The 15,592-nt window shown below is 65.9% G+C and carries 13 protein-coding genes; 9 read left to right on the top strand and 4 right to left on the bottom strand.

Translation table 11 applies throughout. The annotated features are described in order from the left end of the window. Positions 1–15 precede the first annotated feature (15 nt). A complete protein-coding gene (locus J2S76_RS16125) occupies positions 16–2,211 on the bottom strand; it encodes an FUSC family protein (RefSeq protein ID WP_307061943.1) in 2,196 nt (731 codons plus the stop codon). Between the two features lie 202 nt (positions 2,212–2,413). Between J2S76_RS16125 and J2S76_RS16120 the strand changes: the two genes are divergently transcribed. From J2S76_RS16120 to J2S76_RS16105, 4 genes are read left to right on the top strand one after another with little or no spacing between them, the layout of a single operon-like run. Then, positions 2,414–4,714: an FdhF/YdeP family oxidoreductase gene (locus J2S76_RS16120; protein WP_307061941.1), complete on the top strand. Its 2,301-nt coding sequence runs from the start codon at positions 2,414–2,416 to the stop codon at positions 4,712–4,714. Between the two features lies 1 nt (position 4,715). Further along, a complete protein-coding gene (locus J2S76_RS16115; RefSeq protein ID WP_307061939.1) occupies positions 4,716–6,131 on the top strand; it encodes a cytochrome ubiquinol oxidase subunit I in 1,416 nt (471 codons plus the stop codon). A 2-nt stretch (positions 6,132–6,133) separates the two neighbouring features. Then, complete coding sequence (cydB, locus tag J2S76_RS16110; protein ID WP_307061937.1) at positions 6,134–7,171, top strand: cytochrome d ubiquinol oxidase subunit II; 1,038 nt, start codon at positions 6,134–6,136, stop codon at positions 7,169–7,171. A gap of 52 nt (positions 7,172–7,223) precedes the next feature. Next, entirely contained in the window at positions 7,224–8,417 is a 1,194-nt protein-coding gene (locus J2S76_RS16105) for an alpha/beta fold hydrolase (RefSeq protein WP_307061935.1), read from the top strand. Between the two features lie 32 nt (positions 8,418–8,449). Here the strand turns inward: J2S76_RS16105 and J2S76_RS16100 are convergent, their stop codons facing one another. Then, entirely contained in the window at positions 8,450–8,800 is a 351-nt protein-coding gene (locus J2S76_RS16100; RefSeq protein ID WP_307061933.1) for a helix-turn-helix transcriptional regulator, read from the bottom strand. A gap of 189 nt (positions 8,801–8,989) precedes the next feature. On the opposite strand from J2S76_RS16100, the gene J2S76_RS16095 reads away from it, so the two are divergent. From J2S76_RS16095 to J2S76_RS16085, 3 genes are all read left to right on the top strand, one after another. Then, positions 8,990–9,883 (top strand): LysR family transcriptional regulator, encoded by an 894-nt coding sequence (locus J2S76_RS16095; RefSeq protein ID WP_307061930.1) that lies wholly within the window; start codon positions 8,990–8,992, stop codon positions 9,881–9,883. 279 nt (positions 9,884–10,162) lie between these two features. Then, positions 10,163–10,690 carry a redoxin domain-containing protein gene (locus J2S76_RS16090; protein ID WP_307061928.1) on the top strand — a complete coding sequence of 176 codons (528 nt, stop codon included), beginning with the start codon at positions 10,163–10,165 and terminating at the stop codon, positions 10,688–10,690. Then, positions 10,687–11,220 carry a DsbA family protein gene (locus J2S76_RS16085; RefSeq protein ID WP_307061926.1) on the top strand — a complete coding sequence of 178 codons (534 nt, stop codon included), beginning with the start codon at positions 10,687–10,689 and terminating at the stop codon, positions 11,218–11,220. The genes J2S76_RS16090 and J2S76_RS16085 overlap by 4 nt, the downstream gene beginning before the upstream one ends. Positions 11,221–11,481: 261 nt before the next feature. Here J2S76_RS16085 and J2S76_RS16080 read toward each other — a convergent pair whose 3' ends face one another. Together J2S76_RS16080 and J2S76_RS16075 are read right to left on the bottom strand one after the other, a co-directional pair. Continuing rightward, positions 11,482–12,318, bottom strand: a complete 837-nt coding sequence (locus J2S76_RS16080) for an alpha/beta fold hydrolase (protein WP_307061924.1) — start codon at positions 12,316–12,318, stop codon at positions 11,482–11,484. 217 nt (positions 12,319–12,535) lie between these two features. Beyond that, positions 12,536–13,111: a helix-turn-helix domain-containing protein gene (locus J2S76_RS16075; RefSeq protein ID WP_307061922.1), complete on the bottom strand. Its 576-nt coding sequence runs from the start codon at positions 13,109–13,111 to the stop codon at positions 12,536–12,538. Between the two features lie 435 nt (positions 13,112–13,546). Here J2S76_RS16075 and J2S76_RS16070 point away from each other — a divergent pair, with 435 nt between their 5' ends. Further along, positions 13,547–14,929, top strand: coding sequence for a two-component system sensor histidine kinase NtrB (locus J2S76_RS16070; RefSeq protein ID WP_307061920.1), 1,383 nt, complete (start codon positions 13,547–13,549; stop codon positions 14,927–14,929). Further along, the gene (locus J2S76_RS16065) at positions 14,929–15,585 is read left to right on the top strand and encodes a response regulator transcription factor (protein WP_307061918.1); all 657 of its coding nucleotides are present in this window, start codon (positions 14,929–14,931) and stop codon (positions 15,583–15,585) included. Before J2S76_RS16070 ends, J2S76_RS16065 begins: the two co-directional genes overlap by 1 nt. Positions 15,586–15,592: the final 7 nt, after the last annotated feature.

Raw genomic sequence — 15,592 nt, 5'->3', positions numbered from 1 at the left:
GTGTTCCTCGCTTTCTCAGCTGAACGTCGACAGGAAGAGAGCGCGCGTGTCGATGCGAGCCGTAAGTAATTCGGCGTGGAGGTCGATGGCGTCGATGATGACTTCAACCGCCGCACGCGCCCGCACGGGCTGGGGGGCTAACCTCTGCAATGCCTCCCGAGCCATCGCGAGCTGTCCTGTGGCGAGGGCATCAATGGCGCGTTGCAGCTCGCCGATGATGGGGTCGCGGGACGCTGCGATCCTGAGATGGATGACCGCCTGGCCGAGCGAGAGCAACGCCATCAGACTGCCGGCCTCCTCGGACGTCGCCTGCGGCGGCAGCGCCTCGGCGCGCCGTGCCAACAGCTTGTTCCAGCGAGCGAAATCGGCCGACCGATTGTCATGGGCCAGGCGGCGGAAATCGCGGAGCGAGAGGGCGAGAAGGCGGCGAGCACGCTGCTGCGGCGGAATCGTCGGCATGACGACGAAGAACAGCGTGCCGATGACGGTTCCGGTAACGATCGACAGGGCAAGGTTGAAATAGGTGACCGCGTCGTAGCTTATCGGGTTTCCCACCCCCAGCAGGGGGAGGGACGCGACGGACATGCCGAGGAAGGCAACATTGTGCCAGGTGCCGGCCTGCAGGATGCCGAGCGGTACGAAGAGGAGGACGATCAGTGCGATGAGAGCAGGGAAAGTCGACAGCGATGGCAGGACGCCGAAATAGAGGACCCCGCCGAGCGCGGCCATCACGGTCGCGCCAATCGCATAGTCCTTCGCCAAGACGCGCGCCTGATCGCCGAAGGAGCCGAAGATGAGTGTACCGGCGGCCGCGAACACGATGGCGAAGGCCCCGTTCGGCCAGGCGGACACCACCCAGAACGCCGACATGGCCAGCACCGCCGCGAACACCCGCAGACCGTTCAGCACCGCCGGCAACGGATCGGCAATGACGAAGGGTTGTCGCGGTGCGGCCAGGCGCGGGCTCTTGCGATCGCGCAGCAGAAGGATGGCGTCGATCAGCCCGGCCAGCCCGGTCGCGACGTCGCGCGAGGCCTCGATGGCGATGCAGCTGGCGGAATCCGGCATGGGGAGCGCCCGCAGCTCGGCCTGCACCTCCTCGACGGTCTGGCGCAGCTGCCGGGGCGCGTGGTCGAGCTGCGCCAGGTCGATGCGCTCCAGCAGTGGAACCAGCTGCTCGCCGATCAATGCCGGGCAGCCACCACGCAGGGCAAGATGCGCGCCGGCATTGCGCCAGCCCACCAGGGCGCCGACCAGCGCGTCCAGCATGATCTGGAGATTGGCCGCGCGGGAGCGAAGATAGGAGGATTCGCCGATGGCGGCATCGATCTGGCCGTGAAGCGTGCCAAGGCCCCGGGTGACGCTGCGGCGCGCGGACACAAGCTCGGGCGTCTCGCCGCCCCGTGCCAGCGTCGCGATGAAGCCCGACGCAATCAGCTCCGCCGTCTGCCGAAGCGTGCGGGCGAGAAGCTGCCGCGCGGCGCCGAAATCGGTCAGCACCATCACCAGCCCGGCCGACGCGATGCCGATGCAGATCTCGCCCACGCGGATGACGGCGAGAAAGAAGGCCGTGCTCGGGTCCGTCAGCGTGTCGGCGAAGATGATCACCGCAGTGATTCCGGAAAGGGCGGCGGCATAGGAGGCGAAGTTGCGCAGCATCACCACCGCGAAACCGCACAGGCCGCACCAAAGCGCCAGGCAGAGCAGCAGGCAATTGCGCTGCTGCGGGAACAGCGCCAGCAAAGCCACCATCACCAGCCCACCAATGATGGTGCCGATCGCGCGGTAGCGGCCTTTCTGCAGCGAGGCGCCAAGATTGGGCTGGCAGACGATGGCGGCGGTCGTCGCTGCCCAGAACGAGTTCTGCAATTCGAGATAATAGGTGATGTAAAGCGCGAGAGACACGGACGCCGCGAGGCGTAGCCCGAACACAAGGCGGGGTCCCAGGAAGGAAACAGGCGCCAGTGCCGCCCTCACAAGTGCGAGCGGGCTGCCAAGCGCAGAAAAGGACCTTTCGTGTACGTCGCTCATCTTTCGCCTTGCCGGGCTCGATCCCATGGGTCGTTGAGCCAGCATAGGCACTGCGCAGCGAGGGAAAATTATACAGCCGTACGGGCGTATCGCACTTTGGTATGCCGCGCCGTCCACCCGCCCATGGGCTTTCGCGTTGCCACAGCGCCGCGTGTCCTCGGCATGCGAGCCGCGCGGCATGGCGCCAGACGGGAGGTCATGTCAACCATGAGCAGCAGCCGTAATACCTAGGTTTACTCCCCGTATATGATGAGATCATTTATCCGCGCCCACTCTGGTCTTTAGATGAAGCCGGGTTGGTTGAGCTCTGTTCTGAAGCGCGACGATTCCCATGGCGGCGACACGCCGACCGATCTCTCAAACCACGCGGTAGGAGACTTCTATGGGCGTTGTGAAGACTATTCGTCCCTATCACGAGCCGGCCGGTGGCTGGGGGGCGCTCAAGGCGATGGGCGCCGCCCTCGTCGAACAGGATATCGCCCTCTCCGGCATGGCTACATTGGCGCGCATGAACCAGCATGGCGGCTTCGACTGCCCCGGCTGCGGCTGGGCCGACCCGAAGAATCCCTCGCCGTTCGAGTATTGCGAGAATGGCGGCAAGGCGGTGGCGTGGGAGGCGACCACGAAGCGCTGCACACCCGACTTCTTCGCCGCCCACACCGTCTCGGAGCTGGAGGCCTTCACCGATTTCGAGCTGGAGATGCAGGGGCGCCTGACCCATCCCATGCGCTACGACGCCTACACCGACACCTATGTGCCGGTGAGCTGGGACGAGGCCTTTGCCATTGTCGCGGGGCACCTTAATGCGCTGCCGGACCCGAACATGGCGGATTTCTACACCTCGGGCCGCGCCTCCAATGAAGCCGCGTTTCTCTACCAGCTCTTCGCCCGCGAATATGGCACCAACAATTTCCCCGACTGCTCCAACATGTGCCACGAAGCCACCAGCGTCGGCCTGCCGCAGTCGCTTGGCGTCGGCAAGGGAACGGTGCTGCTGGAGGATTTCGAGAAAGCCGACGGCATCTTCATCTTCGGCCAGAACCCCGGCACCAATTCCCCGCGCATGATGACGGATCTGCGCAACGCCTCGCGGCGCGGCGCCACCATCATGTCGTTCAACCCGTTCCGCGAGCGGGCGCTGGAGCGCTTCCAGGCGCCGCAGAACCCGGTGGAGATGGCGACACTCACCTCGACGCCGATCTCCCAGCGCCTGTTCCAGGTCCGGGTCGGCGGCGATGTCGCGCTCATCAAGGGCATGATGAAGCTGATGGTCGAGGCGGACGAGAGCGCCCGCACGCAGGGGCGTGGGCCGGTGCTGGACTGGGATTTCATCCACGGCCACACCACCGGCATCGATGCGCTGATCGCCGATCTGAAGGCAACGCAATGGGAAGATATCGAGCGCAAATCCGGCATTGCGCGGGCCGATATCGCGGTCGCCGCCGACGCCTATATGAAGGCCGAGCGGGCGATCCTCGTCTTCGGCATGGGCATCACCCAGCACCGCCACGGCACGCAGAACGTCCAGCAACTCGCCAACCTGGCGCTGCTGCGCGGCAATATAGGCCGCGAGGGTGCCGGCATCTGCCCGGTGCGCGGCCATTCCAACGTGCAGGGCGACCGCACCGTCGGCATCACCGAAGTGCCCAGCGATGCCCTGCTCAACGCGCTTGAGGCACGCTTCGGCTTCGCGCCGCCCCACGCGCCCGGCCACAACGTCGTCACCGCGCTGGAAGCCATGGTGCGCGGCGAGGCCAAAGTCTTCATCGGGTTGGGCGGCAATTTCGCCGCCGCCATTCCCGACTGGGAGCAGACCCAGGCGGCGATGCGCCGGCTCGACCTCACCGTCCACATCGCCACCAAGCTGAACCGCAGCCATATCGTGCATGGCCGCGAGGCGCTGATCCTGCCCTGTCTCGGCCGCACCGAGCTGGACGAGCAGGCCGGCGGCCCGCAGGCGGTCACGGTCGAGGATTCCATGTCGATGGTGCATGCCTCGCGCGGCCATAACCGCCCGGCCTCCGAGCAGCTGAAGAGCGAGCCCGCCATCATCGCCGGCATGGCGCGGGCGACGCTGGGCGCGCGTTCCCGGGTCGCTTGGGAGGAACTGATCGCCGACTATGCGCGGATCCGCGACGACATCGAGGCGGTGTTTCCGATCTTCCAGGGCTACAATGAGCGGATCAAGGAGCCCGGCGGCTTCCATCTCACCTCGCTCGCCCGCGAACGGATCTGGGCGACGCCGTCCGGCAAGGCCAACCTGCTGGTCTGCGAGGGGCTGTGCGAGGACCCCAGGGTCGATGACCGCGACGCGCTGTGGCTGACCACCGTGCGCAGCCACGACCAGTACAACACCACGCTCTATTCGCTCTCCGACCGCTATCGCGGCGTCTACGGCCAGCGCGACGTGCTGTTCCTCAATGAGGCGGAGATGAACCGGCGCGGCCTGAAGGCCGATGACCGGGTCGACATCCTCACCCTGTCGCAGGACGGCATCGCGCGGGCGGTGCGCGGCTTCAAGGTCGTGGCCTACAGCTTCCCCGATGGCAGCTGCGCCGCCTATTACCCCGAGACCAACCCGCTGGTGCCGCTCTACGCCCACGATCCGCAGAGCTTCACCCCCTCGTCGAAGGGGGTGCCGGTCCGCCTCGTGAAGACCACCACCCGGCCGGGAGCAAACTGACATGGACGCGGTCGCCCTTTCCCGCCTGCAATTCGCCTTCACCATCGGCTTTCATATTCTGTGGCCGACACTCACCATCGGCACCGCCTGGTTCGTCACCGTGCTCAGCGCCCTGTGGTGGCGTACCGGCAACACGGTCTATCGCGACCTGATGCGCTTCTGGATGCGGCTGTTCGCTCTGGGTTTCGGCATGGGCGTCGTCACCGGCATCGTGCTGAGCTACGAGATCGGCACCAACTGGGCCGGCTTCTCGCGCTCGGTCGCCAATGTGCTCGGCCCGCTCTTCGCCTATGAGACGATGACCGCCTTCTTTCTGGAGGCCGGCTTCATCGGCATCATGCTGTTCGGCGAGGGCAGGGTGTCCAAGGGCGCGCACTTCTTCGCCTGCCTGATGGTGGCGATGGGGGCGCTGATCTCGTCCACCTGGATCATCGCCGCCAATAGCTGGATGCAGACCCCGGCAGGCGCGGTCGCCGATGCGCAGGGCATCTATCACGTGGTGAGCTGGTGGGACGTGATCTTCACCGCCTCCTTCCCCTATCGCCTCGCCCATATGGTGTGCGCGAGCTTCCTGACCTGCTCCTTCGTGATCGCCGGCGTCTCGGCGTTCCATCTCTGGCGCGGCCAGCATGTGGCGGCCTCGCGCACGGCCTTTTCCATGGCGCTGTGGCTGGCGCTGGTGCTGGCGCCGCTGCAGATCTTCATCGGCGACATGCATGGCCGCAACACCATGGTCGAGCAGCCGACCAAGCTCGCCGCGATGGAGGGGCTGTGGGAGACCACCAAGGGGCCGGCGATGACAGTGATCGCCTGGCCGGACATGGCGGCGCAGAAGAACCTCTATGCCATCGACATTCCCCACCTCGCCAGCCTCTACCTCACCCATAGCTGGGACGGGCAGGTGCAGGGCCTCAAAGCTGTGCCGCCGGCGGACCAGCCCAATGTGCCGATCGTGTTCTTCGCCTTCCGTATCATGGCCGGCATTGGCGTGGTGCTGCTGGCCACCGCGATCACCGGCTTCGTGCTGCGCCTGCGCGGAAGGCTGTTCACCGCGCGCTGGTTCCAGTTTCTCACCATGGCGACGACGCCGCTCGGCTTCCTTGCGGTGCTGGCCGGCTGGACGGTGACGGAGGCGGGACGGCAGCCCTGGATCATCTATGGCGCGCTGCGCACGGCCGATGCGGCGGCGCCGGTCGCGGCCGGGGCGGTGACGACCAGCCTCCTCATCTTCTTCGCCGTCTACAATGTGCTGCTGCTGGCCTTCGTCTGGTTCGCCGGACGGGTCGCCCTGAAGGGGCCGATCGATAGCGCCCCGCCCACGCGCGAGCATCCTGGCATGGAGCGCAGCACGCTCGGCGCCTTCACCACCTCTCCCGTCCCGTCGCCCGTGCGCGGCACCGACCCAGCGAGGGCCTGACCATGACCGAACTTCTGCAGGCGGACACTGTGCCGCTGGTCTTCGCCGCCGTCGCCGTGTTCTGCGTCACGGTCTATGTGCTCGCCGACGGGCTCGATCTTGGCGTCGGCATCCTCTTCCTCGCCGCCCCGCGCGACGCCGACCGCGACCTGATGATGGCCTCGATCGAACCGGTATGGGACGGCAACGAGACCTGGCTTGTCATGGGCGGCACGCTGCTCTTCGCCGCCTTTCCCGCCGGCTACTACATTCTGCTGCCGGCCTTCTATCTGCCGATCATGTTCATGCTGTTCGCGCTGATCTTCCGCGGCGTGGCGTTCGGCTTCCGGCTGCAGGCGACGCGCTTCCGTCTTGTCTGGGACATCGCCTTCTTCGCCGGCTCCGTGCTGGCGACTTTCTGCCAGGGGCTGATCCTGGGTGGGCTGATCACCGGCGTGCCGGTGGAGAACGGCATGTTCGCCGGCGGACCGTTCAGCTTCCTCAGCCTGCTCGGCGTCCTGTGCGGGGCAGGCCTGGTCGGCGGCTACGCGCTGATCGGCGCCGGCTGGCTGATCTGGAAGACCGACGGCGCGACGCAGGTCTTCGCCCGCGAGATCGCCCATGCCGCGCTCATCCTCACCGGCGCGATGATGGCGCTGGTGAGCGCCTGGAGCGCCTGGAGCGTGCCGGAGGTGGCGGTGCGCTGGTTCGCCTTTCCCAATCTCGCCCTGCTCGCGCCCGTGCCGCTGGTGACGCTCGCCGTCATCGTCGCGCTCTGGCGCGGCATCTGGGAAGGCGGGCAGGCCCGCACCTTCCTGCTCGCGCTGGCTCTGTTCGCCCTCGGGCTGGTCGGGCTCATCGTCAGCCTCTGGCCCTATCTCGTGCCGCGCCACGTCACGGTGTGGGACGGCATGTCCGACCCGCAATCGCTTGCCTTCCTCGCCGTGGGGATCGCGATCATCATCCCGATCGTCCTCGCCTATCAGGCGCATGCCTATTGGGTGTTTCGCGGCAAGACCGTTCACGAGCACGGCGCCTATGGCGGCCATGCCGGTTCCTGAGCGACCGATCTCCTGTCGAGGCAGGTCAACAGACGGCGAGTGAGAGGACACAATGGCAAAGAAGCCTGTTTTCCGCCTGTGCATGGCGGCGGCGCTGGCGGTCATCCTGTCGATGCCCGGCACGCCGACCCTCGGCGCCGGCAAGGACGTCGGCAAGGGCGGCGGGAATCGCGGCGGGAATCGCGGCGTGCTGGTGGCGGCGACCGCCGTGCCGGGCTTCTTCCGCTATGGCTCGGTGTTCCGCATTCGCTATCGCTCGCGCACCTCCCGGAACGTGCCGGTCATCGTCTCGGGCCTTGCCATCATTCCCAATGGTCCGGCTCCGGCGGCGGGACGTCCCGTGGTTTCATGGGGCCACGGCACGACCGGCGTCGCCCGTGACTGCGCGCCATCGCTCGATGTGGAACGGGCGATCGGGGCGACACTCGGCCTCACGCAGCTGCTCGAGAAGGGCACTGTCGTGGTCGCCGCCGATTATCCCGGCCTCGGCTCGGCCGGTGTTCACCCCTATCTCGACGGCGTCAGCACAGCCCGCGCGATGATCGACGCGGTTCGTGCCGTGCGGGAGTTGCGCCAAGCCGATGCCGGCTCGCGCTATGCCGCCTGGGGCTTTTCTCAGGGAGGGCACGGCGCCCTGTTCGTCGCCTCGATCGCGGGGAGCTACGCCCCGGAGCTGACACTGGTGGGAAGCGCCGCCGCCTCCGCACCCACCGAACTGCGCCGGCTTCTGCGCGCCGACGCCCACACGCTGGCGGGGCGCGTCATCGCCTCCTATGCCATCTGGTCATGGCAGCGCTTCTACGGCGCGCCCATCGCCAAGATCGCCGATCGACAGGCGATCGCGGCGATTGACGCCATTGCCGGCGTCTGCAGCCTCGGCCCGCTCGAAGATCTTCAGCTCGGGCTCGACAGCACAGCGTTTCAGCGCAGCGGCTTCCTTGCCGCCGAGCCCGGCGATTCCTCTGTCTGGGGGCGCCTGATCGCGCAGAACAGCACGCCCGAGACGCAGCGCGACGTGCCGATCCTGATGCTGCAAGGCGGCGCCGACCCGATTGTCGAGGCGCCGATCACGCGGCGCTACATCAGGCATCTGTGCGCGACTGGCCGGCGCGTCCGCTATGTCGAGATGGCGGGCGTCGACCACGGCACGGCCGCGCGCCGGGGCGCCGACACGGCGGTGCGCTGGCTGGCGGACCGGTTCGCCGGGCAGCCCGCACCCGCCGATTGCGACACGGTCCGGGAGTAGCGGCCATGGTACGGCGCGCCCCACAACTCGGCCTATTCCCGGGCAGCCTGCCGCCAAAGGCCGGGGCTCTTGCCGACAAGGCGCCGGAACACCCGCGTGAAATGGCTCTGATCAGTGAAGCCGCACATCAAGGCGATGTCCGTCAGCGACAGATCGGTGTCCATCATCTGCCGCTTGGCCTCGGCAATCCTGAGATCCGTCAGATAGCGATACGGTGCGCGGCCGAAAGTGCAGCGAAAGGCGCGTGCGAAATGGCTGGGCGTCACCTCGCATGCGCGCGCAATCTCCTTGATCGTGAGCGGGCTGCCGAGCCGCGCCTGCATCATTTCCGTGGCATGACGCTGCTGCCACGGTGCCAGCCCGGCCGCGACGATCCCCGCCATCCGGGACCCGGCCATGTTTGGATGCTTGATAATGCGCTCGCCGAAACGCCTCTGCCCTATCGTAACGTCGCCTTCACTTGGTGGCATCGTCTTGGATCTTTCGTCAGCCGGCGGACGCTGGAGGCTATGTAATTAAATGAGCCTGCGAAACTGGGATCGGATGCCGGATGATGCGGACAGGAATTCCGCATGAGTAAGCTGGATGGTATTGAAGTATTCGTTCAGGTGAACGATTCGGGCAGTTACGCGGCGGCCGGCCGCGTTCTCGGCGTGACCGCCTCGGCCATTGGCAAGGCCATCGTCCGACTGGAAGAGCGCATGGGAATCCGGCTGTTCCATCGCAACAACCGCAGCATTGGGCTGACGCCGGAAGGCGTCGTCTTTCTCGACCATTGCCGCCGCATCATGGCCGAGCTCGCCTCGGCGGAAGCCCGCCTGTCAGCGGTCCACGCGACGCCGAGTGGAAAGCTCCGTGTCAGCGCCCCCGTGGTGAGCGACCGCTGGAACCGTGTTTTCCTCCAGTTCATGGCGCGCTTCCCCGACATCGACCTGGACGTCAGCTACACCAATCGGATCGTCGATCTTGTCGAGGAGGGCTATGATGTCGTTCTGCGCATAGGCCCGCTGCAGGATTCGCGCCTGCTCACCCGGCAGCTCGGCGTGTTCAGCCTGCGGCTGGTGGCGTCGCCCGCCTATCTGGAACGGCGCGGCGTTCCGCAGACGATCGACGATCTCCTCGGCCACGCCTGTCTGCGCAATCGCAACGTCTCCAGCCGGCGCATCGACACTTGGCCGCTCGGCCCGGACAACGCGCATGTGAATGCCGGTTTGTCCAACAAGCTGGTGGCCGACCATTATGCGATGCTGCTGATGGCCACGCTGGACGGGATGGGCATCGCCTGCCTGCCGAGCTTCTGGGCCGACGAGCACATTGAAAGCGGCGCGCTGCGACCGCTTCTTGCCGACCAGACGGCCAATCAGCGCGCGGTTTCCGCCGTGTGGCCCGGCGGCCCCGGATTTCCCGTCAAGCTGGCCGCCTTCGTGGACTTCATGGCGCAGAACCTGCCGGCCATGCTTCGCTGAGCCCGTCCCGCCAATACGGGTGGACGCCGGCACATGCGCCAATTCGTGCGAATACACCAAATAATCATTCCAGATCGCTGCCATTTGCGATGAATGTCATTCGCTCGCACCAATTGCATACTGATGTATACTATTACGTTTTGATTATTGATGAGACTATTTTCTGATCGCAGTGGCACGCCACATGCGGGGCACCACGCAACGACGAAGGCTTTGCATGAGCAAGCCAGTGATCGCTTGCAGCCCTTTGATCTCCACATCTCTTACCGGGATATCCCCATGAGCGACACCCTCGCCACGCCTTTGAACACAATGCGCACCACGGCGCTTGCGGCCGGTGCGGCAGCCCCGCTGTTTTCGCTGAATGCGACGCCGAACCAGACCCTGTCGCTCAGCGATCTGCGCGGCCGCCCCATCATTCTGGCGTTCTATCCCGCCGACTGGAGCCCGGTCTGCGGCGACCAGATGGGTCTCTACAACGCGATCCTGCCGGAATTTCACCGTTTCGACGCGCAGCTCCTCGGCATCTCGGTCGATGGCGCCTGGTGCCACGCGGCCTTCGCCGAGCAGCGCCATCTGCATTTCCCGCTGCTGGCCGATTTCGAGCCCAAGGGCGCGGTCGCGCAGCGCTATGGCGTCTATCGCCCCCAGGATGGCACGACGGAGCGCGCGCTTTTCGTCATCGACGGCGAGGGCATCATCCGCTGGAGCTATGTCTCCCCGGTGGGCATCAATCCCGGCGCCGACGGCATCCTCGCCGCCCTCGAAGCGCTTCAACCTCAGGCAACACAGGGAGCCCGGTCATGAGCCGTCTCGCCACGCCGGTCGGCGCGCACGACCATAGCGAAGGGCCGGCCGACGCGCCGGTGACGCTGGTCGAATATGGTGACTTCGAATGCCCCTATTGCGGCGAGGCCTATCCCATCCTCAAGGCGGTGCAGCGCGCCATGGGCGACAGGCTGCGCTTTGTGTTCCGGCATTTCCCGATCGTGGAATCGCATCCCCATGCCGGCCGCGCGGCTGAGTTTGCCGAAGCCGCCGGCAGCGCGGGGCGGTTCTGGCAAGCGCATGACATGCTGTACGAGCACCAGGATGCGCTTGCCGACGCCAGCCTTCGCCACTACGGCGCGGCGCTCGGCCTCGACGCCGAGGCCCTCCAGGCCGCGTTCGACGGCCGCTATGACGCGCATATCCGCGCCGATTTCATGGGCGGCGTGCGCAGCGGCGTCAACGGCACGCCGAGCCTGTTCATCAACGGGGTGCGGTACGATGGCGAGCGCGATGTCGCCAGCCTTGTCGCCGCGATCCATCAGGCGGCCGGCTCCCGGAACATATGAGGGTTCCGTCCGGCGCATGATGCCGCTCTGACCCGTTGCCCCGCCCGTCCACATCACTCGGCCCGGCCCGCGCCAACGCGCAGGCCGGGCTTTTTCGTTATCGCCGACGCGGCGAGCGGCCACCCTGGCGGCGGGGTGAGGATGGCTGGCGGCACGGCTCCGGAGATGTCGGCGGGATCGCCGCCGTCTCGTCGCGACGAAAAAAAGCGGCGATGCCCGTCAAGGCATCGCCGCAGCTTGGGAGGACGGTCGGTCGATCACTCAGCCCTTGATGAAGGCGAGGATGTCCGGGTTGATAATGTCGGCATGGGTGGTCAGCATGCCGTGCGGAAAGCCGGGATAGACCTTCAGCGTGGCATCCGGCAGCAGTTCCGCCTGCAGCGCGCTGGCGTTCTTGTGCGGGACGATCTGGTCGTCATCGCCCTGCAGGACAAGGGTCGGAATCGTCATCGCCTTGAGGTCTGCGGTCTGGTCGGTCTCGGAGAAGGCCTTGATGCCCTCATAATGCGCCTTGGCGCTGCCGACCATGCCCTGGCGCCACCAATTGTCGATCACGCCCTGCGAGACCTTGGCGCCGTCGCGGTTGAAGCCGTAGAACGGGCCGGAGGCGACATCGACATAGAACTGGGCGCGGTTGGCGGCCAGCGCGGCCCGGAAGCCGTCGAACACGCTCATCGGCAGGCCGCCGGGATAGGCGTCGGTCTTCAGCATGATCGGCGGCACGGCGGCGACCAGCACGGCCTTGGCGACGCGGCCCTGCGGCAGGCCGAACTTGGCGACATAGCGCGCGACCTGGCCGCCGCCGGTGGAATGGCCGATATGCACGGCGTTCTTCAGGTCGAGATGCTCGACCACGGCCGAGACGTCGGCGGCGTAATGGTCCATGTCATGGCCCTCGCTCACCTGCGCCGAGCGGCCATGGCCGCGACGGTCGCTGGCGACGACGCGGAAGCCTTCGCCAAGGAAATACAGCATCTGCGCGTCCCAGTCGTCGGACGACAGCGGCCAGCCATGATGGAAGACGATGGGCTGGGCGTCCTTCGGGCCCCAGTCCTTGTAAAAGATGTCGACGCCGTCCTTGGTGGTGACGTAAGCCATGGTGGTATTCCTTTGATGGAAGGTGTTTAAGATCAAGATATTCTTGCATCTGTTTGATAAGATGCAGGAAATTCGTGATGAGCCGCGCGATTTGCGCGAGTGGCAGCTATATCGCTCGAGATGATGTCTAGCGTACTATTGGCAACTGCGTCATGACGATGCGATCGCGCCGGTGCGGTGAGGAGGGGCGGGGGGCCGTGCGTCCCGCTGCGCCGCGTCAGAAACCGATCGCGGGGCGCGCCTCCGCGGCCCGTGCGTTGCCCTGCCAGCCGGCGGCGACGATGCTGATGGGGCTGCGGGCCACGAGCTCGCGACGCGGCGCCTGTTGAACCTTCTGGGCCTTGAAGCGGCGCGCCGCGGTCAAACGCCACTGACGCGGCGTATCGCCGGCAATGCGCTTGAACACGGTGGTGAAATGCGCCTGCGTCTGGAAGCCGGCCGCCATGGCAATGTCGATGATGCGCTGGTTGGTTCCGGCGAGCAGTTCCTGCGCCATCTCGATGCGGCAGCGCAGGAGGAAGTCGTGCGGACGCAGCCCGGTCGCGATCCTGAACTGCGCGGCGAAATGCATCCGGCTGAGCCCGGCCGCGCCGGCCATGTCCGCCAGGGTGATGCGCTCGGCGAGATTCATGTTCACATACTCGATGACCCGCTTGAGGCGCCACTTTGGCAGGGCCGACCTGACCCGCGCATTGCGGTCAATGGCAGTGATCTGGCCGTCTGCTTCCTGAAGACGCTCGGTAGCCTCGCAATACACGCCGTTTACAGTTGTGGTAGCGACTGGGGAGTGCATCTGAATTCCTCTCAAGATCATCAGGCAATTCGATGAGCTTGAGAATAGACGCATCCCCGCTATGCAAAATTGTACGAGCGTTTCATTCGATATGCTCTTGGATGCCCGCCTTCATACCTTGGTATATTCCGTTGACATGCCACTCACGCCGATGACGATCCGGCGGCCGGCCGTGGGCACACGCGGGCTCGGCCGGCGCAATGGGCGGCTCTCTCGCCAGACAGGAAGCGTCCGCGCCTCCTTTTTCCCTTCCGTTCTGGACCGTGCGAACGAGAAAGCTTTAATCAACGGGTTAAACCGTCATGCGCGATCTGACGATGCGTCATGACGAGCTGAGTACAGCGGCGGCAGCAAGGGGGGCACGTGGCTATAAAGGGTACGCGCGGAGAGAACGGTGCGGGTTCTCCTTTTTTCTTCCCGGTCATCGCCTTCATCATGGCCGCACCGATCTTTGCCGTCGACACGCTCACGCCGCTCGACACCGCCATTGCCGTTCTCTACGTCGCGGTCATCATGCCGTCGGCCCACTTCCTCGGGCGTCGCGGCGTGCTGGCGGTTTCCGGCGGTTGCATCGCCCTCACCACCATCAGCTTCCTGATCGTGCACCAGCATGATTGGGACAGCTCGGCGCTGGTCCGGTTGGGCGTGAGCCTTTCCGCCATCACCATCACCAGTCTGCTGACCCTGCGAAACCAGCAGGTGACGTCGGCGCTGCGCGAGCAGGCCAACCTGCTGAACCTTACCCATGACGCCATCTTCGTGCGCGATATGGCCGACCGGATCACCTATTGGAACCAGGGTGCGGAACAGCTCTATGGCTGGAGCCGGGCGGAAGCCCTTGGCCAGACGGCCGCCAGCCTGCTGCGCACCCGGTTTCCCGACACGCCGGCCAGTATCCAGGCCGCGCTGCTGGCGGACCGCCAATGGGCCGGCGAACTCACGCATTTCAAGCGGGACGGCACGCAGGTGACCGTTCTCAGCCGATGGTCGTTGCAAATGGACAAGGCGGGCCGCCCGGTCGCGGTGATGGAAACCAATAACGACATCACCGAACGCAAACGCTCGGAAGCGATGCTGCAAAAGGCCCAGACCGAGCTTGCCCACGCGACGCGCGTCGCGACCATGGGCGAACTCACCGCCTCCATCGCTCACGAAGTCAACCAGCCGCTCGCGGCCGTCGTCACCAATGGCGAGGCATGCCTGCGCTGGCTCGGGCGCGAGGTGCCGGACCTTGGCGAAGCCCGCGCCTCGGTGGAGCGCATGATCAGCAATGGCAAGCGCGCCAGCCACGTGGTCGCCCGCCTGCGGGCGCTGGCCCGCCGCGCCGATCCCGATCACATGCCGGTCAATCTGAACGACGTCGTCGAGGACGCGCTGGCGCTGGTCGACCGGGAGGCTGCCTCGCACAGCGTCAGCGTCGGGCTCACGCTCGACGCCGCGCTGCCCGACATTTCAGGCGACCGCGTGCAGTTGCAGCAGGTCGTCATCAACCTGCTGATGAACGCCATACAGGCCATGGCTGGCGTCACGGGACGGGCCCGCACGCTGTCGATCGCCACCCGCGACGGCAGCGGGCCCGACGGCGAGCGCATCGCCACGGTAGAGGTGCGTGACACCGGCATCGGCATCGATCCGCAGAGCGCGGAACAGCTCTTCACCGCCTTCTACAGCACGAAGAAGGAGGGGCTTGGCATGGGGCTGTCGATCTGCCGTTCGATCATAGAAGCCCATGGCGGACGTATTTCATTTGTGGCCAATGCCGATCATGGGATGAGCTTCACCGTCAAACTGCCCGCATTGAAGGAACTGGTGCCGTGATGTCCAACTCGTCCTCCAGCCGCTCGCCCGCCGCTCCTGCCGCGCCCACCGTGATCGTGGTCGATGATGACGAGCAGCTGCGCGAGGCGCTGAGCAGCCTGTTCCGCTCGGTTGGTCTGCGCGTCGAGCTCTACGGCTCGGCAGCGGAACTGCTTGCCGCCAAGCCCCCCGCCGTGCCGCGCTGCCTGGTGCTGGACATTCGCCTGCCGGGCGTCAGCGGGCTCGACTTCCAGTCGCAGATCGCGACATCGCCGATGAACATGCCGATCATCTTCATGACGGGGCATGGCGATATTCCAATGACGGTGCGGGCGATGAAGGCCGGCGCGGTCGACTTCCTGACCAAGCCGTTCCGCGATCAGGACATGCTGGACGCCGTGGCCACGGCGCTGGAAAATGACCGCAAGCAGAGCGAGGCCGACAAGGCCTCGACCGATATCCGCGCGCTGTACCAGTCGCTGACCGCGCGCGAGAAGGAAGTGATGTCGCTTGTGACCTCTGGCCTGATGAACAAGCAGGTGGCCGCGCAGATCAATCTGTCGGAAATCACCGTGAAGATACATCGCGGCCATGTGATGCGTAAAATGAACGCCAAATCCCTGGCGGATCTGGTGCGCATGGCGGAAACGCTCGGGCTTGGCATCACAAAAGCCTAAATTGCAA

This window comes from Ancylobacter vacuolatus, from assembly GCF_030813595.1.
Classification (GTDB): domain Bacteria; phylum Pseudomonadota; class Alphaproteobacteria; order Rhizobiales; family Xanthobacteraceae; genus Ancylobacter; species Ancylobacter vacuolatus.
The sequence above is the reverse complement of the archived record's forward strand: the minus strand, read 5'-3'. Positions and strand labels throughout refer to the sequence as shown.